Source organism: Flavobacterium sp. W21_SRS_FM6, from assembly GCF_052119645.1.
Lineage (GTDB): Bacteria > Pseudomonadota > Gammaproteobacteria > Enterobacterales > Alteromonadaceae > Paraglaciecola.
Genome location: NZ_JBGQOM010000001.1, coordinates 517,829 through 543,300, shown reverse-complemented (window position 1 = coordinate 543,300; position 25,472 = coordinate 517,829). Strand labels below are relative to the sequence as shown.

Here is a 25,472-nt window from a genome sequence, read left to right as displayed (position 1 = left end):
CTTGTTGTCAGTTGCTCACCACGCTGGATAGAAAAGCCCGTAAACGTGCAGGTTTAATAGGTTTACTGAGATACACAATGTCCATGTCTAAACATAATTGCTTGATGTCATCCTCTTGATTGGCACTGAGCAACAGCGCTGGAATAGTCGTGCCGCTGTGTTGGCGCAATAAACCAATAAGCTCAATACCATTGAGGGTATCTTCTAACTGATAATCAACCAGTAATACGTGTGGTTTAGCATGGTCAAACTGCTGTTTTGCACGTTCAACGTTGTTGGCTATGAGTGACTTAATTTGCCATTTAGACAATAAGGTTTGCATGGCATCTAAGTTTTCTTGTTTATCATCAATACACAGCGCCACCAAATTACTAAAACTACTAATTGAGCGAGGTGCGCTGCTCACCGACTTGTGTTGTGCAGTGCCTAAGGGCAAAGAAAAACCAAACACACTGCCTTTACCCAGTTCTGAGCTCAGCGTGATGTTGGCATCAATTTTTTCAGCAAGACGCGATACCACGCCTAGACCCAGACCAACGCCGCGTTCCTTATTATTACTTACGCGATAAAAGTCATTGAACACCTGTTTTTGCTGTTCATCAGAGATGCCCAAACCACTGTCCCAAACTTGCACCAACAACTGGCCATTGCGCTTGCGTGCACTAAACAGTATGTGCCCCGAATCGGTATATTTAACGGCGTTTGATAATAAATTTTGGACGATGCGGAATAGGTAGGTGCGGTCGGTATTCACCCATACATCGGCGACTCTGACTCTAAGCCTCAGATTCTTTTTAGCGGCCATCATTCTGGTTTCATCTATCAATGGACTGACTATTTCGACAAATGAATGCAGCCCCATTTGGGCTTGTAAGCCACCTTGATCAAGCCGAGCAATATCTAACAAGGTGCCAATCAAGGTTTCGCTTGAGTCAATGCTTTCACTGAGCTTTTCTATGATGGCGTCGACTTCATCAGGTTTAGCCATTTCATTAAGGGCTGATAAATATAATTTTGCGGCGTTTAGGGGCTGCAAAATATCGTGACTGGCCATAGCTAAAAAATGCGTTTTACTGCGATTTGCTTGCTCCGCTATTTTCATTGCCTTGGTCAGTTTCACCTCTAATTCAGCTCGTCGGGCAATTTCTTTGTGTAGCTCTGCGTTGATAGCTTGCACTTCTTCACTGCGTTTTTGCACGCGAATTTGCAGGTCGATATTGGCGTCTTTTAATGCCTTTTGAATTTCGACATGTTCAGTCACATCACTAAAGCTGGTAACAAAACCGCCACCGGGTAGCGGGTTGCCAACCATTTCAATCATCTTGCCATCGCTGCGTTGACGAATGAAGCGGTGTGCATGACCTAAACGCATATGTTCTAAGCGTTTATTAACCAAATCATCGATATCGCCTACACCACATTCACCCCGCAAGGCGTTGTAACGCACCAGTTTTTCGATAGGCGTGCCAATGGTGATAAGCTCGTCTGGATAGTCAAATAAGTCCATGTAGCGTTTGTTCCAGGCCACCAGATTGAGCTCCTTGTCCACCACACTAATACCTTGATCGATGCTTTCCAACGAAACAAGCAAAGCGCTCATATTAAATTGCATGGCTTGAGTGGTTTCATCGAATACATTAGCCATTTCTTCGAAATCTAATTTTCGCCCGTTTAATGCACTGTCTAACAGCGCTTTTGCGGTAGAGGCGCCGAGTACCCCACCTAAGGCTCGCTCACAGAAGGCCAAAAATTCTTGATCCGGTGGTTCATATGGCTCGACCTTGGTTGCAAAATTTAACTCATAATCACAAAGCAAATGTTGGCAACGGCTCTCTCCTAAAAAAGTATTCATTAAGGTCAGTAAATCAATGGCTTGGGTTTTTCCTAAACGTCTTTTGGTTCGAGGGGTGAGCGCTTCTTTAGGCGCAACAAAGGCTAAGGCTTGAATTTTGTCTGCTAGGCGCTGATTGGCAAGAAGGGAAAAAACAATGTAGGCAATGGTATTAAAGGCCAAGCTAAGCATCGCACCTTGGGTGATGTCGTCCGATTGCAAAACATTAGTCTTGGCCACTCCAGAATCAAGCCAGGGGACAATCAACCATAAAATCCACGAGCCGATACCCGCGATAAAACCCGCATACACGCCGTGGGCATGGCCTCGTTTCCAATACAAGCCGCCAACTATAGAAGGCAGCAGTTGCACCACTAAGGAAAATGCCAGTAAACCGAGAGAAGAAAGAGGGCTGGCATCAGCGATTTGTTGTTGGTAAAAAAACGCCAGCAATAAAATGGCGCCAATCACCAACCGGCGAATATGCAATATCTTGTTGGTGTAATCGACACTGTTTTTGTCAAAGTGAGTGTTTGCTAACAATTTGGGCATAATCACATCATTGGTTAGCATAGTACTCAAGGTAAGCGTCGCCACAATGATCATGGCGGTGGCAGCAGATAAACCACCAATAAACACTAAGCACTGCATGACAAAGCTATCGGATAAAACGGCAATACTCAGGACAAAGGTATCTGGCTCGATAGTCGTGTGCGCAAATAGATTTTGCCCCGCCAATGAGATAATGGGGATAGTAATAGCAATAATGGTTAAATACAGCGGAAACAGCCAGCGCGCGGTTTTAAGATGATCCAAACTTAAATTATCAACAATAGCGACGTGGAATTGCCGGGGTAAACATATCACCGCTGCCGCCGCCATAAGCGTTTGTCCCCAAAAGGAACTGGTGTGAAAGGTGGCTAAAGCGTCGTTGTTGGTCAGCGAGCTTAGTACAAAGTCGCTAGTCTGTTGCTTCCATAACACCACCCCAACGATTGCCACAACCACTAAGGCGAGTAGCTTGATCGTTGATTCAAACGCAATGGCCAACATCAACCCTCGGCGATACTCAGTTACATCGGTGTTTTTAGTACCAAAAAATATAGAAAAGATAGCAATAGCGATCGCAGACAAAAAGATAACTAACTGGCCGTTTACTTGTCCTGACAAGATGATAAACGCAGAGCCAATGGCTTTAAGTTGTAAGGCGATATAGGGAATGGTGGCCAACAGGGCAATAAGGGTCACCATTAAAGCAACGGTTTGTCTTTTGCCGTAACGAGAAGAAATAAAGTCTGAAATGGTTGTGATGTGCTGCTTTTTGCTGACTAAAGCCAATTTATAAATAAACCGATATCCAAACAGGTACAGCAAAATAGGGCCAAGTAATATGGGTAAATAATTCCAATTGGTGCGCGTTGCTTCACCTACAGAGCCATAAAAGGTCCACGCGGTGCAATAGATAGCTAAGGCTAATGAATAGATTGCAGGATGATTACTCAAGCGTTTAGCTTGGGTGCTGTTTTTTTCACCCCAACGCGCCAGTGCGAACAGTCCTAACAAATACGTCAAGGCGATGACAACCCATGCTATTCCCATCAAAAACGTCCTCTGTTAGCAGTATTAGTCTTTTTCATTTATTGGTGATTAATCTTTTTAACCTGTTTTGTCGTGCCACTAATTTTAACATCATTAACTATTTTGCAACCTACGACCATGGTCGCATTTCATCATCCATTATAAAAGTCTAGAGTTGAGCGCAATAGCAACACTTAGATGGAAAACACCTGTGTCAATTAACATCATTTTTAGGAGGTTTATATGAAAGATGACCAAAGTAGTCATGCATATTGGAGTGCAACACTCGCTCTGCTAGGCAAAATACTGGTTATTTGGTTCCTTGCGTCGTTTGGTGCCGGCATTTTGTTTGCCGATTTTCTGAATAACTTTAGCCTTGGGGGTTACCCCTTAGGATTTTGGTTTGCACAACAGGGTTCAATATACATTTTTATTGCGTTGATTTTCTATTACAAAAAGAAAATGAACGAGCTAGATGTGCGCTTTGACGTGCACGAAGACTAAGGACTAAACCATGGAACTTCAAACAACTATTTACATCGGTGTTGCCCTTAGCTTTCTGCTGTATATCGGCATCGCAATTTGGGCAAGAGCTGGCTCTACTAGTGAATTTTACGTAGCCGGAGGCAGTGTGCATCCTGTTGCCAATGGCATGGCTACCGCCGCAGATTGGATGTCAGCCGCTTCGTTCATCTCAATGGCCGGTTTGATATCGAGCATGGGCTACGGAGGCGGTTTATTCTTAATGGGCTGGACGGGTGGTTATGTCTTGTTAGCCATGTTGCTCGCGCCTTATTTGCGAAAATTTGGCAAATTTACCGTGCCGCAATTCATTGGCGACAGATTCTATTCTAAGAGTGCCAGCACCGTGGCGGTGGTATGTCTGTTAACCGCATCGTTGACTTACATTATTGGCCAAATGACGGGAGTGGGGGTGGCCTTCTCGCGCTTCTTAGGCGTAACCAGTGAAATGGGTATTTACATCGGTATGGGCATAGTATTTATGTACGCGGTATTTGGCGGCATGAAAGGCATCACTTACACCCAAGTAGCACAATATATTGTGCTGATTTTGGCCTATACGGTGCCAGCTGTGTTTATTTCTTTTCAACTCACCGGAAATCCTATTCCACAACTTGGTTTAGGCTCAGATTTAGTCGGTCAGGATGTGTCTTTGTTGGCTAAGTTAGACAGTGTCGTGACTGAGCTTGGCTTTGGGCAATACACCACGTCAGTACCTGGTAGTACACTGAATATGTTTATGTACACCTTATCGTTAATGATAGGTACAGCGGGTTTGCCCCACGTCATTATGCGCTTCTTTACTGTACCCACAGTGAAAGATGCGCGTTCTTCTGCCGGTTGGGCCCTAGTTTTCATTGCAATTTTATACACCACAGCACCAGCAGTGGCAGCAATGGCTAAAATGAACTTACTCAATACCGTCACGCCAGGCGTTGTGAGTGGTGACGTGGATGTCTTTGCTAAAGATGCGAGTTTGGAATTTGAAAAGCGCCCTGACTGGATGAAACGCTGGGAAAAAACCGGCTTACTATCGTTTGAAGACAAAAATGCTGATGGTCGTATCCAGTATTATAATGATAAAACCACTGACGAAGCCGTCAAAGCGAAGGTTGATGAAGCCGGGTGGCAAGGTAATGAGCTGACAGTGAATGCAGACATCATTGTACTGGCCAACCCAGAAATAGCGTTATTACCAAACTGGGTGATTGCCTTGATTGCAGCGGGTGGATTAGCCGCCGCGTTATCGACGGCAGCGGGTTTGTTAATGGCGATTTCATCAGCGGTATCACACGATTTAATTAAGAATATCTTTGTGCCCAATATCAGCGACAAAAATGAGCTGTTAACCGGTAAGGTCTCTATGGCGGTGGCAATTTTAATTGCTGGCTGGTTGGGTCTCAATCCGCCGGGATTTGCCGCGGGTACGGTCGCTCTAGCCTTTGGTATTGCGGCGAGTTCGTTGTTCCCTGCCATTATGATGGGCATCTTTAGTAAAAAGATGAACAAAGAAGGTGCGATTGCGGGGATGTTAGCTGGTCTGCTTATTACCCTGTTTTATGTGTTTGCTCACAAAGGGTTGTTCTTTGTTAAAGGCACAGACTACTTAGATATGATTGGTGGCGCTAACAGCTTCTTTGGCATTACACCGGAAGCCTTTGGTGCGGTGGGAGCAATGGTCAACTTTGCAGTGGCCTTTGTGGTCGATAAGTTCACTAAAGAGCCGCCAGAGCACATTCAAGCAATGGTAGAGGCGGTGCGTATACCACGTGGATCTAAATCTGTGGATGGTGCACACTAAGTAAAGTGACTTTGGATTGATTCTGCATGGATGCTGTCAAATCACGTAAGTAGATAAACACGAAAGCCTTGTTGCTCGCTTAGCAAGGCTGCTAATTAAACCGCTTGCCATGGGCTTGCGTCAGTCGATTTAAGGGGAATTATATGGGTTTTGATGTCAGTGTTGCATTAACGTGGATCTTATTTTTAGCGCTGTTTCCCATGTCTTTTTTCTGGTTAAGAAGAGCATGGCGGATAGGGTTTAAAAGAGATTTCTCTGAAGTGGCACTAAAACACGGTCAATCTCCAGCAGCGCCCGAAAAATTTGCTACCGTCGAATTATTAATCAATGCTTTAGCGGGTGGGATGTTGGTTTACGTTATATATCTGGTGGTAACGGGTTCTGCTGAATACAGTACTTGGAGTGCTGTTGCAGGTACGACTATTTGGTGTAAGTTGTTTGCTGGTTTTGGCCTTTCAAGGCATGCCCACATGAAGGTTGGGGCGAAAACTGTGACTCGTGCCAGTTAGAGTTAAAGATAGTGTAAACTCGCTTCAAAGCCAAAGCCTGATGTGAATCAGGCTTTTTTATAGCACACACTTTAGTGTCAAAATGATTTACTGGGGCCGAAATGGCGCAGGTAATCGTAGCAAAAGCCTCATCGCCTATGTAAAACTACCGCTTAATTTAGTGATAGACCACCTTGGTTAAGTCGCTGCAAAGTAAGAAAAAAGGTCAAAGTCCATGCACGCCGTACCTCAACAAGTCATTAGTTTTTTAACTTCATCGGCACCCTTTGATAAATTAAAACTGGATCGTTTAGCGCACTTAGCCAAACATTGTTCAGTGATTTATCTCACGGTGCAAAATGCTAAAGCATTACTGGCTGATAACCCGCACAGTGTGTTTTTGATTCAATCAGGCCAATTTAGTGTTCAAGAGCCCGATGGTGTGCAAAGTTACTTAAGCGAAGGTGACTATTTTGGTGAGGCAGTAGCTAGGCAAGGCATATTTAACCTTGAGTTTTTGACCATAAACCACCCTGGTTTAGTGTATGTTATTCCTCAGGCTATTTTTCAACACTACGTGGACGAACACCAAGAACTGCGAATATTTTTTCAAGCCTACAAAGAGCAAACACTGCATAACCAAGCCATTGATGATTCTAATTCTATTTGGTTACACAAACCTTTATCTGAAGTGCTAAGTGATAAACTCGTTAGTGCGCGTCAAGATACGCCTATCTTATTAGCCGTGCAGCAAATGGCTCAGCAACAAGTATCCACTTTGATGATCACTGATTTTATTGATGACTCAGAGCAGCTGGTGGGCATACTTACCGACCGTGATATTCGTAATCGGGTTGTTGCCGTTAGCTCTGATACCCAAGAGCCAGTATCTAAAGTGATGACCCCTAACCCTTGTTTTATTGAGCAACAGCACAGCTTATTTGATGCATTGTGTTTAATGACTGAAAGAAACATTCATCATTTGCCAATAGTCGAACGCAATAAACAAATTCCCATTGGTTTAGTGACCGCCACCGATATGCTGCGTTATCAGCGAGCAAACGTATTGTTTATTATCGGTGAGTTAATGAAAGCGCAAAGTTTATACGAACTCAGTCGCTTGTCGTGGCAGTTACCGCAGTATTTTTCAACCCATGCTAAACGTTTGGGGGACTTTGATGTGGCAGGTAAAATACTGTCACAAGCCACCGATATCATGACCCGTAAGCTCATTGATTTTTATCAGCAGAAAAAGGGCCAAGCGCCTTTTGACTATTGTTGGCTGGTGTATGGTTCGCAAGCTCGAGAAGACCAAACCATGGGCTCAGATCAAGATAACGGTTTGCTGTTAGCCAGAACACCGAATGAGCAAGAGTCAGAGTACTTTGCTGATTTGTCTGATTATGTGTGTAAGGGCTTAAATAAATGCGGTATTGCCTTATGTACAGGCAATATTATGGCCAGCAATCCAGAGTTGCGTTTATCCTTAGAACAGGCCATTAACGAGGCACATACTTGGGTTAATTCACCTACGCCTAAGGCGCTGTTGAGTTTTAATATTTTTCTTGATGTTCGTCCGGTGGCAGGTAACGTTAGTTTGTACAAACAATTACAACAAGCCCGAAGCCCTCTCTTTAAACAAAGCCGTTTTTTAGCCATGTTAGCTAGGCAAGTGAATGATTTGCATGTGCCCTTATCGGTGTTTAAACGTTTCTCCTATGATAAGGGGTCTGAAGAGGCGATTAACTTAAAAAGAGGTGCGGTGGTTATTATTAACTCTTTGGTACGCATCTATGCCTTAGGTGCCCAGCTAAGTATGCCTAGCACCTTAAGCCGCTTAGCTAATTTACCCGAAGACGGCGGATTAACCAAAAAGGATGCGGATAATTTACGAGATATTTGGTTATTTCTAAATCGCTTACGTTGGCGCCATCAAGTCAGTAATAAGGTGACCGACAGTAGTATTTTAATCAAAGATCTTTCTGCTATCGAAAAACATCAACTCAAGGCCGCTTTTCAAGCTATTCAGGTAGCCCAGCAAGGGGCCTTGCTGAAATTTTGTGGAGAAATGAGTTAGATGGGCTGGTGGAACCAACACAAACATTGGTTGGGCATGGGTAGGCGCGTCCCTGCGCACTGGCAAAATCGCCTGTGGCAAGATATTCCACTATTGGCTATTGATTTAGAGCTCACTTCTCTTGACACCAACGTAGCAGCCATTACTTCTATTGGCTGGGTGGCCGGCATCAATGGGCAAATAGACCTAAATAGTGCATTTTATCAAGTGGTAAATACCCCAGCAGACTTACAGCAAAGCCCAGTTATCCATGGCCTTACGGCGGAACATATCGCTCAGGGAAACGAACTAGGGCCAGCGCTTGAACAGCTTTACTCGATGTTACATTCACATCTTTGGGTGTTTCATCATGCGCCCTTAGACATGCAGATATTGTCGCGTGAACTGACGCAGCGGCAGATGGATTACAATGGCCTGTTAACCTTGGACACCTTAGGACTTGAAAAATACATCATGGAACGTTCTCAGGCGGTGTTTAGTCGCCATAGTTTTACTTTGCCTGATTGTCGCCATCGTTATCAATTTCCCCCAGCGCCAGTGCACAATGCATTGGATGACGCGATGGCTACCTTAGAGCTGGTTTATGCGCAATTAAACCAACTAAAAGCCATGCCTCATCAAGTAGAAGATTTGTTTCACACTCGCAGTTTGCAGGCCTACTTTTGAGTCAGAGGCGCAGCAGGACTTTCAGTAGGACTTGCAGTAATTTACCAATATTGCATTATATAAACATTAACATTCACGGCCAAATGGGAAGGAGTACCTAGTGAAGCGTATTGTAGTGGTTGGCGGTGGAGCGGGTGGCCTAGAATTAGTAGCCAAATTGAGTAAGTTTGCCAAAAAACGTAAGTCACTTGAAATCATCTTAGTTGACAAACAACGGACCCATGTATGGAAACCCTTACTGCATGAAGTCGCAGCGGGCGTCATTGACAAAAACTCTGATGGTGTGGATTATCGAATTCATGCTAGTAGTCATCACTATGAGTTTCAACAAGGCGAGATGGTCGCCCTTGATATCGAAGCAAGACGTTTAACCTTAGCCCAATTGCTTGATGAAGAAGGCAATGAAATATTGCCGCAACGAGATATTGAGTACGATAATTTAGTGATGGCGCTGGGCAGTGTGAGCAATGACTTTAGAACGCCTGGCGTGAGGGAGTATAGCTTCTTTTTAGACTCGCTAGCCCAAGCCGAACAATTTCATAAAGCCCTCATTAATCAGTTTTTACGATTGAATTACGTGAGTGAAACCCAGGCCCCACTCAGAGTAAGTATTGTAGGCGGCGGGGCGACCGGTACGGAACTCGCGGCGCAACTGCATCATGTAGCAAATTTAGCGAATGCCTATGGCATGACAAGTCTCTCTGCTAAAAGGTTACAACTGAGTATTATTGAAGCAGGGCCGCGTATTTTACCTGCCTTGCCTGAACGAATTGCCGCTTCGGCGAAACAAGCATTAGAAAAAATTGGGGTTCAAGTTTTGGAAAATACGCGAGTTATTCGCGCAGAAAAAACAGGATTTGTGACTCAAGATGAACATCTAATCGAGGCCGACCTAATGGTGTGGGCTGCAGGCATTAAAGCGCCTGATGCAGTTTTGTCGTGGGGCTTTGAAACCAATAAACTGCAACAAATTATGGTTAATCAACAATTACAAAGCACAGTCGATGAGCGTATTTACGTGCTTGGCGATTGTTGCGCGTGTTTACAACCCGATGGACGTTGGGTGCCACCCAGAGCCCAATCTGCCCATCAAATGGCTAATACGGTGTATAACAATATATTGGCGTGTATGACTGGAAAATCATTGAAAGCCTATGTTTACAATGATTACGGCTCTCTCATTCATTTGAGCAAATACAGCACTGTAGGCAGTTTAATGGGTAATTTGTCGAACAGTAGTATGTTTATTGAAGGGCATATGGCACGTTTTGTTTATAACTCTCTGTACAGCATGCATCAGTTTGCTGTTAACGGTTATATTAAAGGCTCTGTGGGCATGTTAAGTCGTCAGGTGAGCAAATTTGTTGGCAGTAAACTTAAATTACATTAGGCTGAGACAAGGCCAAATTTAATAGGGCTTTTGGTAGAAGGCCACTTGCCCTCTACCCTTGTCTTTTACCTGATACATGGTGTTATCAGCATTAACCATCAGTTCGTGTAGTACTTTGCCATGTTGGGGGCCAACGACAATGCCAATGCTGGCGCCAATCTCACATTGTTCGTATTCAGTAATATAAATCGGCTTCATGATATCGCTAAGAACGTCATTGGCTTGTTGCTTGACGAGTTCGTGATCGAACTCATCGAATTGTCGTCCTACAATAAACTCATCTCCTCCCCAGCGGATACAAATATCTGATACCCGATTGAAGCGGGATGTGAGGCGACGCGATACTTCAATTAATACTTTATCACCTGCCTCGTGACCAAAGGTATCGTTGACTGGTTTAAACTTATCAAGATCAATCATCATTAAAACGAGATGGTGTTGTTTTTTTAAGCTGTCAAATAAAGCCTTATGCAGCTTTTTTTCACCAGAGCGTCGATTTAACAAGTGGGTTAGTGCGTCGTGGTCCGCTTCAAAACGAGTTTGAAACTCACGTTCAGCTCGCTCTGTGACATCGTGTAAAATCACTTCAACTAAATTACTTTGGCTATCCCGACCAATGGCTCTTTGATCTGTTAGTTTTGCAAACAAGCAGTGCAGCCACATTGATTTATCGCCAACGCGACATTCAATATCAAGGGTAATTTGTGAGCTAGTAGAATCAAGTCGAATGCTGTGTAACAACTCTTGCAGTTTCTCAACATCATTTAAAAGGGTAGGAAAGTGCAGTGAAGCTAAGCGTTGTTGCGCTGGCGCAGTAAAATAACGCTCAAAAGCAGGGTTGAAGGTTGTAATCATATTTTGCTCATCTAACAAGCAAATCCCCGCACTGGCTTGTTCAAAGATAAGCCTAAATTTACTTTCTAATTCCTGAGTTTTTTCGCGCAAAGCACGTTCATTACTGATAGTGAGATGTAACTCTTGCATCAATGAGTTAATGCCTACTGTCAATTTGCCAATTTCATCATGCTTTCCAGATCTCACTTTTAGCATCTGCATTGTCTCAGGCACGCTGGGATCTATCATGGCAAAACTGTCAGTGAGGTTTTGAATTGGTCGAGTTAGCCATCGATGCACGACAAGAGAAACAAAAAAAGCAATAATGATAGAATGACTGAGCATAATACCTATTTCTTTTTTAACTGATTTTTGCGCTTGATGCTGGATATAAACATCGTCTGGAAAAAGTGTCAGGGTACCGACCGAACTGTCGGGGATGAAAGGATGAAAAAGATTAATCACTATGCTGTCTTGTTGACCGTTAACAATGCCCTCCTCGATAAGCATTGCGGCTTCACCCTTGAGTATGGCGCCTTTCACTAGATCGTTGCTGACTAAACCATTTACTATCTCTTGACCAAGTTCAATATCCACAACATAGGCCGATATGGCGGCCCCTTTTGCGATGGTTTGTCCTAGCTGTTGGACCAGTAAGTAATTAGTGTTCTTTTTCTCTTGTAGCCCGGTGTAATAAGAAAAAACAGAGGAGATCATCGACACCAGCACGGCAACAAATGCAATGGACAGTGCAACTCGAACGTATAAATTTCGACTAATTTTCATTGAGCCGGTAAACCACTTTTACATCATCAGTCAGCTGATCTTCGGGTAAGTAAGCAATTGAATACTGCGAATTTTGGATTTTATTTAAGGCATCTTCAATTGATGTAGCCGCTTCCGGCGGTTTGGCTCTACCTGAAAAGAGGAGTCTGGCCCAATAAGCATTAATTTTTTGCTCATCGCGGTTAACCAATTGCAGATAAAAATCACTCTTGAGTGCAGTCGCGGCAGGCAAATCAACAGGTTGCGCTGTTTCTCCATCAGGAAAGGTTAAATAACGGCCCATAAAAATATCGATGACTTCTCGTTTAGACAAGGCTTCAATGGCATTATTTTTATTAACCACAACAACTAATTGCGGGCTTCTGGCTTCACTAAAGCTGATAAACAATAAACTGAATAGTAAGATGAGTATTTTCATAATTAAAATACCAAACTCGTGCTGAGGCTAAATACATTAACCCGATGCCCTATTTTTACATCTTCTGGTTTGCTTCTACTCCAAAGGCCGCCACCATAGGGCTGAATATTAAAATGGTCTATTTGTGCCTTTATCACAACAGTATCTGAAAAGTGCCATTTCGCCCCAATATTAATTGAATGCTGATGTACAACAGGTAGTTCAACGGCATCTTGCGCAATGACAGCTAATTGTTGAATAGGGAGGGTAATTTGCTCAGGTATACCAGGCGGAAATTGTGGCACTGGAATATTGGTCACATCATTACGGTTTTCTGATATCGATACACCAGAATATACAGTGACGTCGCCAAACCGATAACCCACGCTTACATAGGCATTGAGATTAGAGGGAGAAACCAACCACTGTGATTCAGAAATCCCCACTTCTGATTGAATTAACCAATTGTCGTAGTCGTAGGTAACACCAAAAGCCGCGTATGACACTGTCTTTCCTTCGGTGTCATAAGACTGAGCCAAACTTTGTGCTTGTGGCCACAAGCTTGTGGGAACCGCCCTGAAAGCAGCGATAAGCTGAGCCATTGAATCTAATTTATAGCCGCCAATGTCGGTTCTGGATGCTGAAAACCTTAAGGTCCAAGCTTCTAAAGAATAGGTTGCACTAAAGGTAATCAGGTTATCAAAATCAATATAAAATTTATCACCTGCTGAGGTGAGTTTGGTTGTTGTTTGCCCCGCTGCCAGTTTTAAGCGCAAAAAACCGTCGAAAACGCTTTGGGTGTATTCAACATCTAGTCCATCAAAATGACCGCCGGCGCTAGCAAAAGAATAAAACTCATGAGGTGGACGCGCCCATAAATACGCGTAACCGACATAGGGATATTCGGATAATAAGTACAGGTCACTGTTTAATCGACCTGCGCGTATTGCCCAATCTCTACTGGGGCGATAACGCAAGAAGGCTAACTCTAGAAAACCATCGAATTCTTCATTAGCGTGGTCTTGCAGTACCACTTGTGCCACAGCATCCCAGTTTCTATTTAGTGACAAATTAACTTGGCCGCCTAAAATAGATTCACGACTTAAAGAGAAACCAGCACGATTTTTATTTATATAATTTGAGCCAAATCCCATATCAGGATCGTCACTGTAGCTTGCTGCGAGTGTTGCGAATCCACTGAAGTCAGCTTTAATTTCATCTGCAGCTACGTGGTTTACCACACAATTTGCCAGCAAGATAAATGCATAAAATAAACGCAAAAGCATGTCGTACCTCAAAGCTTTTTGTCAGTTGATAAAATAAGAATGGCACATAAATCACGTTATGACAGCGTATGCCCACATTGCAAACCTTACAATTTTCAACATGAGAGAATTTGATATTTCTAATGTGTTTATAACCTGCAACTGTGACATCGCTGTGATACACACTATGTTACATCTTGTTAGTTCGAATCATACTATAAACTCTCTTTGTGTGAGCACAGTTAATTCAAAAAAACGCAAATAAAGGGATTAAAAATTATATTTTTCATGCATTTAACAGAGTCACTTAAGGGGACCTCAAAGAAGACCGTTGGGGATATCTTTTATTTTTAAGCCTGTCCAGTTGGTCTTCAGCACCAGAGCATCAACAATATCTTGTGCCTTCTTTATTCTGTTTACCTTCATTTTTAAATGACGGCCATAGTATTCACTATTGATCCCCGGATTTTGTTTAATATATTCAGCAAACAAGCCGTACCAAATAGCCGATTTAAAGTTGTCACCGCTATCGAGGTAATAGTAAACATAAAATTCATACACTTCAGGACTGAGGTCGTTCAAAAAATCGGTTCGGCTCAACATTAAATCAGCTATTTCTTTGGCTTTGTCCATACTGCGTGGCGCCACATCAGCCATCATCACGGTGTAAACGTCTGGATGTACTTTGTCAGCCATGTCAACGCCGTTTACCATTGATTCCCAATAATCCGGATTACCAGTTTTTTGATAAAGCCACAAATTGATTTCAGGCCTCACACCTTTTGTGTCTCTGACGATTTTATCTTGATATGAAGATATATTGGCCAAGGTGGTAAACCGAGAAATTTCATCGTCTTTTCGTTTTACATTTTGCGCAATAACCGAGTTTTCTAAACACCCCTTATATTTATCCAGTTCTTTCAGTGCAAGATAGGCACTGCCTACGTCTTGTTCATTTTTTTGAATAATGAGCGCACGGGTTGCGTTGGCTCTTTGAATGCTACACATAGCACCATCATGGGTAAGGTCACATATCTCTTCATTTTTCTTGTCACTGCATAACATCACCAAAGAGCCCGTAACAGGATTAACAGCGTTGTCAGAGCAAGATAGTAAAAATAAAACAAAAAATAAGAGTAGAGCTCTTGGCATAGTGATTCCATGTAGATTAGATAATTGTCTTAGTGTGGTAAATTCTTTCAAAATTGCACGCCTTCCATCGGTCGTTGCAGCTTTATGAGCGCGTGGCGAAGTGTAAACATTTCAAGCTAATCAAACAAATCAACCTATCCCTTATTTTATTTTACTTTTCTTATCGTTTGGTGAAATTTTGAGCTATAGATGACGGAGCCATTGAGAGCTTGAATACTGCCATGAACCGATGAGTTCAATCCTTTCAACTAGACATTTATGAATTCACTAACATAGACACAGCTTGCACTGGTGCTTTGCCCTCGAGTGCTTTAATCATTTCCGCGTTGATTGGTTTTTGTTTCGCGCTTTGTGACAGTTCACTCAAAGTAGAAAATGTATTCTCAACTCTCTGGTTGCTCGCGACATGTTAACGCCAAAAAGGAGTTTTGTAGCGCGAAAGTGTGAGTGATTATTGATGCTGTTTAAAAAACAAAACCCGCTTTGATAGCGGGTTTCAATATCCTAAGCCAGTTTCAAACTTTAAAATACGCGCACAAAAAAGGGGCCGAAGCCCTTTACTATTCAACCGTGACGGATTTGGCTAAATTTCTGGGTTGGTCGACGTCGGTACCCTTAATTATGGCCACGTAATAAGACAGTAACTGCAGTGGTATGGTGTAGATAATTGGGGCAATAGCAGCATCACAATGAGGAACATTAATAACACGCATGGTCTTATCGCTTTTAAAATTGGCCTGCTTATCAGCAAAAACATACATAATGCCACCACGAGCGCGGACTTCTTCTACGTTTGATTTGAGCTTTTCAAGTAGTTCGTTATTAGGTGCCACTACAATAACGGGCATTTCTTCATCGATTAAAGCCAAGGGGCCATGTTTTAATTCACCGGACGCGTAGGCTTCTGCATGAATATAAGAAATCTCTTTAAGCTTTAACGCACCTTCCATCGCAATGGGGTACTGATCGCCACGGCCTAAAAATAAACTATGCTGTTTATCGGCAAATTCTTCGGCTAACTCTTTAATGCCCTTAGTCAGTTCGAGGGTTTCTTCTAATTTAGCAGGCAGACTGTGTAAGGCTTTAACAATGTGTTGGTGATCTGCCTGACTCATTCCGTTATGTTGCCCTAGCGCGAGGGTTAACATTAATAAACCCGTTAATTGCGTAGTAAACGCTTTAGTCGACGCAACGCCGATTTCAGCACCTGCAAGGGTCATAAAGGCTAAATCAGATTCACGTACTAATGAAGAGCCGGGCACGTTGCATATGGTTAAGCTTGCGGCATAACCTTGCTCTTTGGCTAAGCGAAGTGCGGCTAAGGTATCAGCAGTTTCACCTGATTGAGAGATAGTTACAATCAGACTGTTAGGGTGAACAAAGGATTTTCGGTAGCGAAATTCTGAGGCTATTTCAACATTACATGACACATTAGCGTACTGCTCTAACCAATAACGAGCGGTCATGCCAGAATGATAGCTGGTACCACAAGCGATGATTTGTACGTGTTTTATGGTCGCTAACAGAGCATCTGCATCTTGGCCAAAAATATTAGGGCTAATGCCCGTTTCGTTTAAACGACCCAGTAAGGTGTTACGAACGACATTAGGTTGTTCATGGATTTCTTTTAACATGTAATGGCGATATCCGGCTTTGTCGCCCGCATCATGCTCAATATCAGATTCGTTAACCGCTCTTTCTACCTGCTCGCCTTGGTCGTTGTATACCGTGATCGAGGTACGAGTGATTTCGGCCACATCCCCCTCTTCCAAATACATAAAGCGACGCGTAACTGGAAGGAGTGCCATTTGGTCAGACGCAATAAAGTTTTCTCCGATGCCCAAGCCGATCACTAATGGACTGCCAGAACGGGCCACAATCATGCGCTGTGGATCATTTTTATCGATGATGACAGTGCCGTAGGCCCCATGAAACTTAGCGACAGCTCTTTGAACAGCAGTTAGTAAGTCTTTACACTGGTCTATTTCCCAATGGACTTGGTGAGCAATTGTTTCGGTATCAGTGTCAGAGGTAAAGCCGTAACCCTTGGCTGTCAATTCTTGACGCAATTGTTGGTAGTTTTCGATAATACCATTATGTACGACTGCAATACGTTCGCTTGAAAAATGAGGGTGGGCATTGGCCTCAGTTACGCCACCATGGGTGGCCCAGCGGGTATGCGCAATACCTGTCGAGCCTTTGACAGGATGTTGATGAAGGGCATCTGCCAATTCTTTTACTTTTCCGATACGTCGCGTACGAGTTAATTGGCCATCGGCATCTAACAACGCAACGCCTGCTGAGTCATATCCGCGATATTCTAAGCGCTTGAGGCCTTCTATGAGGATTTCAACGACATTTCTTTCTGCTATAGCTCCAACAATTCCACACATTCTATGACTCCGTTTTAAGAGGTTTGGCGCAAATCACCTTTACACCATGTTGTTCAATACGCTGTTTGGCCCCGGAACTGATTAAATCATCGGTAACCAGGATCGAGATGGATTGCCAAGGCAATTCCACATTCGGTATTTTTCGTTGTAATTTTTCTGACTCTGCCATGACAATCACTTGACCTGACACTTCTGCCATGACCTTACTAAGCTGCGTTAATTCGTTGAAGGTTGTTGTGCCATGTTCCAAATCTAAGCCCGCTGCTCCCAAAAAAGCTTGGTCAAAATTGTAAGAGCGTAGTACTAACTCGGCCATTTTGCCTTGAAAAGAATGGGACTGCGTATCCCAACTACCGCCAGTCATCAAAATCTTAGGTTCGTTTTCTTGTTCAAGTAAGTAATTACTTACTTGTAATGAATTAGTCATTACAACAAGGCCAAGTTTACCCCTTAATAAGGGGAGGAGGGCTGAGGTTGTGCTGCCACTATCAATAATTATGCGATTGTGATCGTTGATCAGTTCTGCAGCGGCGTAAGCTATTGCCATCTTACGGCTCGATAACTTTTCACTCGATAATTCAGAGGCGTCTTTTGGCAATAATACGGCACCACCAAACTTGCGTAACAGTAAGCCGTTGTTTTCCAATTCGGCTAGATCTTTGCGAATCGTGACTTCTGAGGTTGAAAATTGACGAGACAGTTCATCAACGAGCACTTCCCCCTTGGCATTTAAGCATTCTATGATGGCGCGACGACGTTGTTGAGTGTTGCGTTTTTGCAAGAGAGTAGACTCTGTACTGAGATTAGCCTGTAGTGTAATAGCTAAGTTACAAAATGCAATATTAACTTTCGAATTGAAAGTTATAATATTGCATTCGTAAGTATAATATTTTAAAAGCTTACTTTTTTACCGGCCGTTGCCAACCTTCGATATTGCGCTGCTTCGCTCGTGCTATGGCCAGTTCGGCATCGTCGACTGACTTAGTAATAACTGAACCCGCACCCACTGTGGCATTTTTACCAATTGATATAGGTGCCACGATTGAACTGTTTGAGCCAATAAAGGCGCCATCGCCAATTTCGGTTCGAAACTTATTTACGCCGTCATAATTGCAAGTGATGGTACCTGCACCAATATTTACTTTATCACCAACAGTAGTATCACCAAGATAAGTGAAGTGATTGGCCTTTGAACCTACCCCCAAAACTGTTTTTTTCAACTCGACAAAGTTGCCTACTTTGGCGTTTTCACGCATTTCAGTGCCAGGGCGTAAGCGAGCAAAGGGACCCACTTGGCAGTTTTCTGCCACTTGTGCCTGTTCAATAATCGAATTGGCTTCGATCACACAGCCATCGGCTATGGAGCAATCAATTAAAAGGCAATTGGGACCAATTTTGACATTTGAGCCAATGCTGACGGTTCCTTCGATGACCACATTAACGTCTATGACAATGTCTTGACCAACAACTAAGTCACCACGCAAGTCAAAGCGCTGCGGATCCAATAAAGTCACGCCTTTGCTCATTAAGTCGTTTGCTTGCTCAGTTTGAAAGGCTCGCTCAATTTTAGCTAACTGCATGCGGTTATTGATGCCTTCTACTTCTGTGGCTGAAGTAGGGTGCGACGCTCTAATGATCTTGCCTTCGTTGGCCGCCATTTCAATCACATCGGTCAGGTAAAATTCACCCTGAGCGTTCTGGTTATTCAACTGGCTTAACCAACGCTTCAAATCTTTGCCGTTCATGATCATCATGCCGGTATTAATTTCAGTGATTTTGCGTTGAGCTGGTGTCGCATCTTTGTGTTCAACAATCGCGCTGACGTTGTCGCCTTGGCGAATAATCCGGCCCATTCCGCTAGGGTCATCTAAATGCACAGTGAGTAAGGCTAGATCTGCCTGCTGCTTGGTACTGAATAATTCACTCAAGGTTGAGGCTTTTATCAATGGCGCATCACCCACTAAGATCAGCACATCTTCTTCGTCTGATAAAAAAGGAGCGGCTTGTTGGACGGCATGCCCAGTGCCCAATTGCTCTGCCTGCAAACACCAATTCAATTCGTTGTGCGCTAAGGCTTGTTGCAGTTGATCTGCTCCGTGCCCGTAGACTAAATTAATATTCGTGGCACCAACCTGTTTAACAGTATCGATAATGTGTTGGACCATAGGCTTGCCGCCAATGGGATGCAACACCTTGGGTAAGGTAGATTTCATTCTGGTCCCTTTTCCAGCAGCCAGAATGACCACAGAACATGTCATATATTTTCCTTATTAATGCTTATTTAAAACTCAGGTGACTATACCAAATTTAGATTATATGTTTATTAAGATTGTAGGATGCTGTCTATCTCCGTTCTCAGGCCATGGAGAGCGGCCAGAATTCTAGTTCGTCTGTTAGGTGAGCGATCATGCTATGATAATTGAGGTAAGCAGGTCACGAATATTTTGTAAATTCTAATTAAGGTGTCTGAGATAAAATACAGTGTGGCTGATTTTTGTTCAATCGCGCTTATGTTTGAACTAAAGCGCGATTAATTTTGTATAAACAGTGTGCAGAACTTGATTTTAACACTGAGCTACTGTGGAATACCGCCTAGCCAACGAGACCACTGGCGATAAAAAATAACTTTACATAAGCAAGGCAGCCTGTGAATATTTTTAGAACGTTACACCGTAGTATTTTGATGTTATTTGTCATCGTAGTTATCTCCATTGTGACGTTAGTCCATTTTAGTATTTCTAAAATTGTTGCTGAGCAAAGCAGAGCTCAACAACAGTCGCATTCTCCCGCAGTTCAATTGATCGTAGAAGAGCTGATGAAGCCGCTACATATCTCACAAACGTTGGTCAAGGCCCGAGAATTACTTGATTTAATGTCGGCTGAAAATATTAATGAAGCTCAGGTGTATGCGACGCTTGCGCGTATGCACACAGAGTTTGATCTTAACTTTTTCATTGCCAGTGAAAGTAGCCGAGTTCAGTATAATTCTGATGGCAGTAAAATTGATTTGCTTGAAGGAAAGGTCGATTGGTATTTCAGATATAAAGCGCAGCCAACAACCGCGATGGCTGATATTGGACAATGGCAAAATCCGCAATTTTATATCGACCTGAAGGTTTACGACGAAAATCATCGATTTTTAGGCGTATTTGGTGTGGGTAAAAGTTTAAAGGCATTCACTGAAATCTTTAACGAGTATAAAAAAACCTATGGTTATGATTTTATTTTTGTCGACCAAAACAAAGACATAACACTGACTTCAAATCCAGAATTGCTTGTTCAAGGTGCAACATTCAAAAGCCTAAACGACTTAAGTTGGTACGCTGATTTATCCGAAGAAAAACAACTTTCCCTAAATAATCAGTTGTTGCCCATTGATGGCGTTGAGTCACTGATTGCAGAAATTAAGATACAAGCCTTTGATTGGACGCTCTACTTGATAACGCCCTTAGAATCTCGTCAGATTGACATAAGCCGCGGATTTATTATTAGCATTGTGACCTTGTTGGCGTTTATTTTCGGTCTATTTTTACTGATTTATAATCTGTTGTATTACTTCAAAAAAGATATTCAGAAAATAAAGCAAATTGATATTTTAACTGAGCTACCCAACCGCAGTAATACAACGTTAAAATACGAAGAGTTTATGTATCAAAAACAATCGGTCAGCTTGGTGTTGGTTGATTTAGATAATTTTGCGCCGATCAATGAGACCCATGGGCGCAAGGCCGGCGATATTGTGTTGCGCCAAGTCACTAAGATGTTGCTGTCTGAAGTGCGCGATAAAGACGTGTTGGGCCGCTGGTCTGGCGGAGAATTTATAATTTTGATGCCTGATACAGGGCCTCATGAAGCCGCTGAAATATGTCAAAAATTGTGTAATAAACTAGCGGCAATGACGATTACTACCGGTACCACATCAATCCAGATTACTGGCAGCTTTGGTATTTCGTTTACTGCGATTGCCCGTACGATGTCAGAAGTGGTCTCCGCGGCTGACGATGCGCTTTTCTCGGCAAAACGCGATGGGCGTAATGTGGTAAGAATGCAGCTTATTGAATCATAAGCTGCGTTTATTCCGCTCTTATCCTGACAGTCACTGTACTGTTAAATTCAAGCTTTGGGTGCGCTTTCAATGTAGCGGAAACGGGTAAATAAGCCCGATGTGAGTGCTACGCCCAACAGTATTAAGCTCGCTCCAATCCACATACCTAGATTTAATCGTTCAGCTAGAAATATTATTCCCCACAGTACACCAAATACAGGCACTAAATACGCGACAGTAATGGCTTTTGCAGAGCCAATATTGGCAATAAGCCTAAAATATAAGATGTAGGCCAATGCGGTGCATAAGACGCCTAAGGCCACTACCTGCCACCAACTGTTGGAGCTAGGCATCTCATTAGGCCAAAAAAATAGACTCAGAGGGGCTAAGGTTATTGCCGCGACTACTTGGCTGCCGGTTGTAATGGCCAGGGCATTTACTCCTTGCAAATAGCGCTTTGCTACGCAGGCGGCAAGTCCGTACAAACTGGTTGCAGCCAATGCTGCCAAGATGGGTAGCCACGCTGTTGCAGTGCCACTGTGCTGCCTCGACAAACTAAGCACTACCACCCCAACAAAACCGATGACTAAACCAACTACTGCGATACGTAGTAAGCGGTCTTTTAACCAATAAAAAGCAATGAGTGCACCAAACATTGGTGCGGTTGCATTGAGTACCGAGGCATAGCCCGCCCCTAAATAGAGGGTACTGTAACTGAACAAACAAAAAGGGATGGCAGTATTGGTTAAACCTATAACGGAGATAATTCGCCAGTTTTTTACTACCGTGTTTAATTGTCGCTTGGCTAGTAACACGGGTAATAACACCAGCGCAGCAATACCGGTGCGCAAAGTGATCAACAAGACAGGGCCGAATTCTGCAGAGGTAGTACGCATAAATAAAAATGATGCGCCCCAAATTGCAGCTAAAAAGACGAGCTCAAAAGCAAATTTAACCGGCACGACAATGTCCTATTATGATTGAATTATTTTGTATTTTTGTTCGTGTGCCAACAAACTCGCTTTGATGGATGTGCCCCACGCATAGCCTGTTAAACTGCCATTTGCGCCGATAACTCGGTGGCAAGGGACAATAATCGACATTCTGTTTCGTCCATTTGCCGCCCCAACTGCTCGTACCGCTTTGGGGCGATGAATGCTGCTGGCAATTTCACCATAACTACAGGTTGCCCCGTAAGGAATACGGTTTAACTGCCGCCAGACTTCTTGTTGAAAGGGCGTGCCATCGGTGGCTAATGGTAAATCAAACGTATGTCTGTAGCCTAAAAAATATTCAGTTAACTGGCGGATTGTTTTTTCTAGTATTTCATTGTTATTAGTTGGATGTGAACGCTCACTTTTAAAACGTACGATACATAGATTTTCGTCAGTAGCAGCGATTTCTAGTTGCCCGAAAGGGCTGGGCATATATTGATAATTCAGAGTGCGGATGCTCATGCTAGTGTCCAAAGTTGAAGGGTTAAATAACTGCGCCAAGGGCGTGCTGCTTCAGCAGAAATTGAATATTTCTTGAGTTGATTTTTTATCACCAGATCGGTGTTTAACCATACATCTGGCATCGATAAGGCACGCAGTTGCACATACGCAATAGTCCATGGACCAATCCCTTTTAACTTAAGCCATTCGCCGACATCCGCGTTCGGATTGTACGAATACCAATTTGCAAAGTTACGTAGTGTGGCTCTGCGGCTGGCAGGGATTTTTAAAAAGGCCAGATCGCTTGCAGCAATGCGCTCTGAGCTTGGGAAATAAAGCGCATCATCACTGCTATCTCCCAAAGTATGGCTCAATAGAGTAAGCAATTTAATTGCTGCTTTCACGGATATCTGCTGACCTAAAATTGCACGACAACCGGCTTCAAAGGTATTCCATATGCCTGGAATGCGAATGCCTCGATTCACTTGTTCTGAACGTATCCCGCTAGCAAGCAAGCTTTTTTCGATATTGATGGCGTCAGCGTTAACATCGAGTTGCCGCTCTATATTGGCTATAATTTTCGGTAGTAGTGTGATGGTATTCAGTTTTATCTGGAGTTGAAACTGACGTTTGCTCTCATCATACGTTGCTTTAAACCACCCTTTTTCATTTTCAAAGGTAAAAAAACGTGCATAACTGTCGCTAGTCACAAGTTCAATTCTCTCAATGGCCCTTAATGCTAAAAAGTCCCTAACTTGACGCCAATCATAGGGCGGGCGAAAACTCATACTGAGCTGAATATTTTGCTCAATTCTAGGAGGCTTTTTTCGTAACTGACTTGGTGTTAAGTTGCATTGTTTTTTCATTTGAAGTTGTAAGCGTCTAGCGCTATTGAACCCACAGCTTTGCGCAATGTGTTCGACTGATAGATTACTGTGGTGCAGGAGTTTTTTGGCCAACAAGATTTGATCGTACAATTGATATTGCTTCGGACTTAATCCAATTTGGCTTTTGAATAAATGGCGAAAGTATCGCTCGCCAATACCAAGTTTTTCAGCAATATCACCTATAGTCAGTTCAAGATGAGAATGTAACAACTGACTTGCGCGCATCACTGTGGTACTTACTCCTTGCCATGCGTAAGACTTTGGCGCACTGTCAGGGCGGCAGCGTAAACAGGGGCGATAACCGTGTTGCATTGCTTGTTGCGCCAGTAAGAAGTATTCAACGTTTTTCTCGAGAGGTAAATTAGCAGGGCAGATAGAACGGCAAAATATGTGAGTTGTTTTTACCGCAATGAAAAATTGGCCGTCGAATCTTGGATCGCGACTTAAACGGGCTTGTTGATAGATGTTAAGGTTTGACATTGCGGGGCGCTAATTAAACAACATATGGCTATACTAGCGTTTTTATTCTTTGGAGTGCGACAAAAACGGAGTTTAATGGGCCAATTGCCGTGGCTCATAAATAAGAAAAGCATGGCCTAAACATGAGACTTTGCTATCAGCGGTTGATTGTGAACTCAGTCTAAGTGGATAATACAAGTCTGAAAGCGGTTCAATAAGGTAGCAACCTTGTCTCGGCAATGTTGTCCGATAATTTTTACGTATTAAGGGTGTGATGTTTATAAGGTTGCTGTATCTGAGTGTGCTTGTGGTCATTAGCACAAGTGTTGTTAGGGCCGCAGATAATATTGAGCTACCTGCTTGGCTTGAAGCCCACTCGCAGCAAATTCAACAACAAGCCATCGATAAAAACATACCAGGCTATGTTTTTGCGTATATCGAAAAAGGCCAAGTTGCTAAGGTCTTTGTCTATGGCAAAGAGAGTAAACATGGCGACGCTATCACCGCTGATACGGTGTTCCGTTTAGCATCAGTATCGAAAACTTTTACTGCGATGTTAATGGCTAAATATGTTGAACAACATCGCGTGCAATGGCAGCAGCCCATTGCTCAACTTGTGCCAAACTATGCTTTTTCAGCTGTGGGTGAAAACGTCTTACAACTGCAACATATTGTGGGTCAATCAAGCGGCTTTACACCTAATGCCTACGATAATCTAATTGAAGCAAATTACCCCCTTCCTAGGGTATTAAATATGCTTTCGGAGCTTAAGCCGCTGTGTGCACCCGGAAAATGTTATACCTATCAGAATACGTTGTTTGGTGTATTAGAAGAATATTTTAAACAACATCACAGCACCTTTGGCCAAGCCATTGACCAAACACTCTTTAAACCATTACAAATGCCCCATGCCAGTGTCGGTAAAAATAGCCTGCTAGCGTCAGAAAATTGGGCTAAGCCTCATGTCGCTATTGGCAAAAAAACATGGCGAGCGGTCAGTGTTAGAGATGATTATTACCAGTATTCACCTGCAGCAGGGGTAAATGCCAGTATGCGCGATATGGTGTTATGGGTAAGAGCGCTACTAGGAGAGTTTCCTCAGGTTATGAATCAACAGCTTATTGATACCGTAACTGAGCCTTTGACTGAAAGTAAAAAAGAAACCTATCGCAGAGAATGGCGGCAATATCTCAATGATGCCCATTATGGATTAGGGTGGCGTATTTATGATTTTAACGGTCATAAACTGAATTATCATGGTGGTTGGGTGCAAGGATATCGCGCAGATGTAGCGTTTACGCCGGATTATGATGTGGGATACGTGATGCTAATGAATGCAGAATCTAACTTAATTAATCAATTTAGTGCTGATTTTTGGGCCGCGTGTTTTGCAGCCTTAGAGTTGCAATCTAAACAAATCCAAGGGTCTTTAGCCGCGGCAAAATAGGCCCCTAGTTTCGAACAC

General features: G+C 43.1%; 19 protein-coding genes. 8 read left to right on the top strand and 11 right to left on the bottom strand.

All coding sequences use genetic code 11. The features are described from left to right. Positions 1 to 7 precede the first annotated feature (7 nt). Positions 8 to 3,430: a hybrid sensor histidine kinase/response regulator gene (locus ACEN2L_RS02430; protein ID WP_441741567.1), complete on the bottom strand. Its 3,423-nt coding sequence runs from the start codon at positions 3,428 to 3,430 to the stop codon at positions 8 to 10. Between the two features lie 222 nt (positions 3,431 to 3,652). Between ACEN2L_RS02430 and ACEN2L_RS02425 the strand changes: the two genes are divergently transcribed. From ACEN2L_RS02425 to ACEN2L_RS02400, 6 genes are all read left to right on the top strand, one after another. Continuing rightward, positions 3,653 to 3,913: a DUF4212 domain-containing protein gene (locus ACEN2L_RS02425; RefSeq protein WP_306021331.1), complete on the top strand. Its 261-nt coding sequence runs from the start codon at positions 3,653 to 3,655 to the stop codon at positions 3,911 to 3,913. A gap of 10 nt (positions 3,914 to 3,923) precedes the next feature. Next, a complete protein-coding gene (locus tag ACEN2L_RS02420) occupies positions 3,924 to 5,732 on the top strand; it encodes a sodium:solute symporter family protein (protein WP_441741566.1) in 1,809 nt (602 codons plus the stop codon). Between the two features lie 143 nt (positions 5,733 to 5,875). Beyond that, positions 5,876 to 6,241 (top strand): hypothetical protein, encoded by a 366-nt coding sequence (locus ACEN2L_RS02415; RefSeq protein WP_441741565.1) that lies wholly within the window; start codon positions 5,876 to 5,878, stop codon positions 6,239 to 6,241. 214 nt (positions 6,242 to 6,455) lie between these two features. Further along, positions 6,456 to 8,297, top strand: a complete 1,842-nt coding sequence (locus ACEN2L_RS02410; RefSeq protein ID WP_441741564.1) for a DUF294 nucleotidyltransferase-like domain-containing protein — start codon at positions 6,456 to 6,458, stop codon at positions 8,295 to 8,297. After that, positions 8,298 to 8,963, top strand: a complete 666-nt coding sequence (locus tag ACEN2L_RS02405) for a 3'-5' exonuclease (protein WP_441741563.1) — start codon at positions 8,298 to 8,300, stop codon at positions 8,961 to 8,963. It abuts the gene before it with no gap. Positions 8,964 to 9,063: 100 nt separating this feature from the next. Further along, positions 9,064 to 10,353, top strand: a complete 1,290-nt coding sequence (locus ACEN2L_RS02400) for an NAD(P)/FAD-dependent oxidoreductase (RefSeq protein ID WP_306021336.1) — start codon at positions 9,064 to 9,066, stop codon at positions 10,351 to 10,353. Between the two features lie 18 nt (positions 10,354 to 10,371). Here the strand turns inward: ACEN2L_RS02400 and ACEN2L_RS02395 are convergent, their stop codons facing one another. The 7 genes from ACEN2L_RS02395 to glmU form a co-directional block, all read right to left on the bottom strand. Further along, complete coding sequence (locus ACEN2L_RS02395) at positions 10,372 to 11,973, bottom strand: diguanylate cyclase domain-containing protein (RefSeq protein WP_441741562.1); 1,602 nt, start codon at positions 11,971 to 11,973, stop codon at positions 10,372 to 10,374. Then, the gene (locus tag ACEN2L_RS02390; RefSeq protein ID WP_306021338.1) at positions 11,963 to 12,391 is read right to left on the bottom strand and encodes a hypothetical protein; all 429 of its coding nucleotides are present in this window, start codon (positions 12,389 to 12,391) and stop codon (positions 11,963 to 11,965) included. Before ACEN2L_RS02390 ends, ACEN2L_RS02395 begins: the two co-directional genes overlap by 11 nt. Positions 12,392 to 12,393: 2 nt before the next feature. Then, positions 12,394 to 13,611 carry a hypothetical protein gene (locus tag ACEN2L_RS02385; protein ID WP_441741561.1) on the bottom strand — a complete coding sequence of 406 codons (1,218 nt, stop codon included), beginning with the start codon at positions 13,609 to 13,611 and terminating at the stop codon, positions 12,394 to 12,396. Positions 13,612 to 13,953: 342 nt separating this feature from the next. Further along, the gene (locus ACEN2L_RS02380; protein WP_441741560.1) at positions 13,954 to 14,787 is read right to left on the bottom strand and encodes a DUF2989 domain-containing protein; all 834 of its coding nucleotides are present in this window, start codon (positions 14,785 to 14,787) and stop codon (positions 13,954 to 13,956) included. 560 nt (positions 14,788 to 15,347) lie between these two features. After that, entirely contained in the window at positions 15,348 to 17,180 is a 1,833-nt protein-coding gene (gene glmS, locus ACEN2L_RS02375) for a glutamine--fructose-6-phosphate transaminase (isomerizing) (protein ID WP_441741559.1), read from the bottom strand. 1 nt (position 17,181) lies between these two features. Then, complete coding sequence (locus tag ACEN2L_RS02370; protein ID WP_441741558.1) at positions 17,182 to 17,961, bottom strand: DeoR/GlpR family DNA-binding transcription regulator; 780 nt, start codon at positions 17,959 to 17,961, stop codon at positions 17,182 to 17,184. A gap of 118 nt (positions 17,962 to 18,079) precedes the next feature. Then, positions 18,080 to 19,438: a bifunctional UDP-N-acetylglucosamine diphosphorylase/glucosamine-1-phosphate N-acetyltransferase GlmU gene (gene glmU / locus ACEN2L_RS02365; RefSeq protein WP_441741557.1), complete on the bottom strand. Its 1,359-nt coding sequence runs from the start codon at positions 19,436 to 19,438 to the stop codon at positions 18,080 to 18,082. Between the two features lie 389 nt (positions 19,439 to 19,827). Between glmU and ACEN2L_RS02360 the strand changes: the two genes are divergently transcribed. Beyond that, positions 19,828 to 21,246 carry a sensor domain-containing diguanylate cyclase gene (locus ACEN2L_RS02360; protein ID WP_441741556.1) on the top strand — a complete coding sequence of 473 codons (1,419 nt, stop codon included), beginning with the start codon at positions 19,828 to 19,830 and terminating at the stop codon, positions 21,244 to 21,246. A 47-nt stretch (positions 21,247 to 21,293) separates the two neighbouring features. Here the strand turns inward: ACEN2L_RS02360 and ACEN2L_RS02355 are convergent, their stop codons facing one another. Genes ACEN2L_RS02355 through ACEN2L_RS02345 form a run of 3 tightly spaced genes read right to left on the bottom strand, consistent with a single transcriptional unit; the run spans position 21,294 to position 24,028 of the window. Beyond that, entirely contained in the window at positions 21,294 to 22,187 is an 894-nt protein-coding gene (locus tag ACEN2L_RS02355) for a DMT family transporter (protein WP_441741555.1), read from the bottom strand. Positions 22,188 to 22,199: 12 nt separating this feature from the next. Continuing rightward, positions 22,200 to 22,682 (bottom strand): methylated-DNA--[protein]-cysteine S-methyltransferase, encoded by a 483-nt coding sequence (locus ACEN2L_RS02350; RefSeq protein WP_441741554.1) that lies wholly within the window; start codon positions 22,680 to 22,682, stop codon positions 22,200 to 22,202. Further along, positions 22,679 to 24,028 carry an AlkA N-terminal domain-containing protein gene (locus tag ACEN2L_RS02345; protein ID WP_441741553.1) on the bottom strand — a complete coding sequence of 450 codons (1,350 nt, stop codon included), beginning with the start codon at positions 24,026 to 24,028 and terminating at the stop codon, positions 22,679 to 22,681. The genes ACEN2L_RS02350 and ACEN2L_RS02345 overlap by 4 nt, the downstream gene beginning before the upstream one ends. A gap of 253 nt (positions 24,029 to 24,281) precedes the next feature. Here ACEN2L_RS02345 and ACEN2L_RS02340 point away from each other — a divergent pair, with 253 nt between their 5' ends. Then, entirely contained in the window at positions 24,282 to 25,454 is a 1,173-nt protein-coding gene (locus ACEN2L_RS02340; RefSeq protein WP_441741552.1) for a serine hydrolase domain-containing protein, read from the top strand. Positions 25,455 to 25,472: the final 18 nt, after the last annotated feature.

Bases quoted from the DNA above. Each gene is read 5' to 3' on its own strand.
- ACEN2L_RS02430 (WP_441741567.1), bottom strand. From the start codon at position 3,430: ATGGGAATAGCATGGGTTGTCATCGCCTTGACGTATTTGTTAGGACTG.
- ACEN2L_RS02425 (WP_306021331.1), top strand. From the start codon at position 3,653: ATGAAAGATGACCAAAGTAGTCATGCATATTGGAGTGCAACACTCGCT.
- ACEN2L_RS02420 (WP_441741566.1), top strand. From the start codon at position 3,924: ATGGAACTTCAAACAACTATTTACATCGGTGTTGCCCTTAGCTTTCTG.
- ACEN2L_RS02415 (WP_441741565.1), top strand. From the start codon at position 5,876: ATGGGTTTTGATGTCAGTGTTGCATTAACGTGGATCTTATTTTTAGCG.
- ACEN2L_RS02410 (WP_441741564.1), top strand. From the start codon at position 6,456: ATGCACGCCGTACCTCAACAAGTCATTAGTTTTTTAACTTCATCGGCA.
- ACEN2L_RS02405 (WP_441741563.1), top strand. From the start codon at position 8,298: ATGGGCTGGTGGAACCAACACAAACATTGGTTGGGCATGGGTAGGCGC.
- ACEN2L_RS02395 (WP_441741562.1), bottom strand. From the start codon at position 11,973: ATGAAAATTAGTCGAAATTTATACGTTCGAGTTGCACTGTCCATTGCA.
- ACEN2L_RS02390 (WP_306021338.1), bottom strand. From the start codon at position 12,391: ATGAAAATACTCATCTTACTATTCAGTTTATTGTTTATCAGCTTTAGT.
- ACEN2L_RS02380 (WP_441741560.1), bottom strand. From the start codon at position 14,787: ATGCCAAGAGCTCTACTCTTATTTTTTGTTTTATTTTTACTATCTTGC.
- glmS (WP_441741559.1), bottom strand. From the start codon at position 17,180: ATGTGTGGAATTGTTGGAGCTATAGCAGAAAGAAATGTCGTTGAAATC.
- glmU (WP_441741557.1), bottom strand. From the start codon at position 19,438: ATGACATGTTCTGTGGTCATTCTGGCTGCTGGAAAAGGGACCAGAATG.
- ACEN2L_RS02350 (WP_441741554.1), bottom strand. From the start codon at position 22,682: ATGAGCATCCGCACTCTGAATTATCAATATATGCCCAGCCCTTTCGGG.
- ACEN2L_RS02345 (WP_441741553.1), bottom strand. From the start codon at position 24,028: ATGTCAAACCTTAACATCTATCAACAAGCCCGTTTAAGTCGCGATCCA.
- ACEN2L_RS02340 (WP_441741552.1), top strand. From the start codon at position 24,282: ATGTTTATAAGGTTGCTGTATCTGAGTGTGCTTGTGGTCATTAGCACA.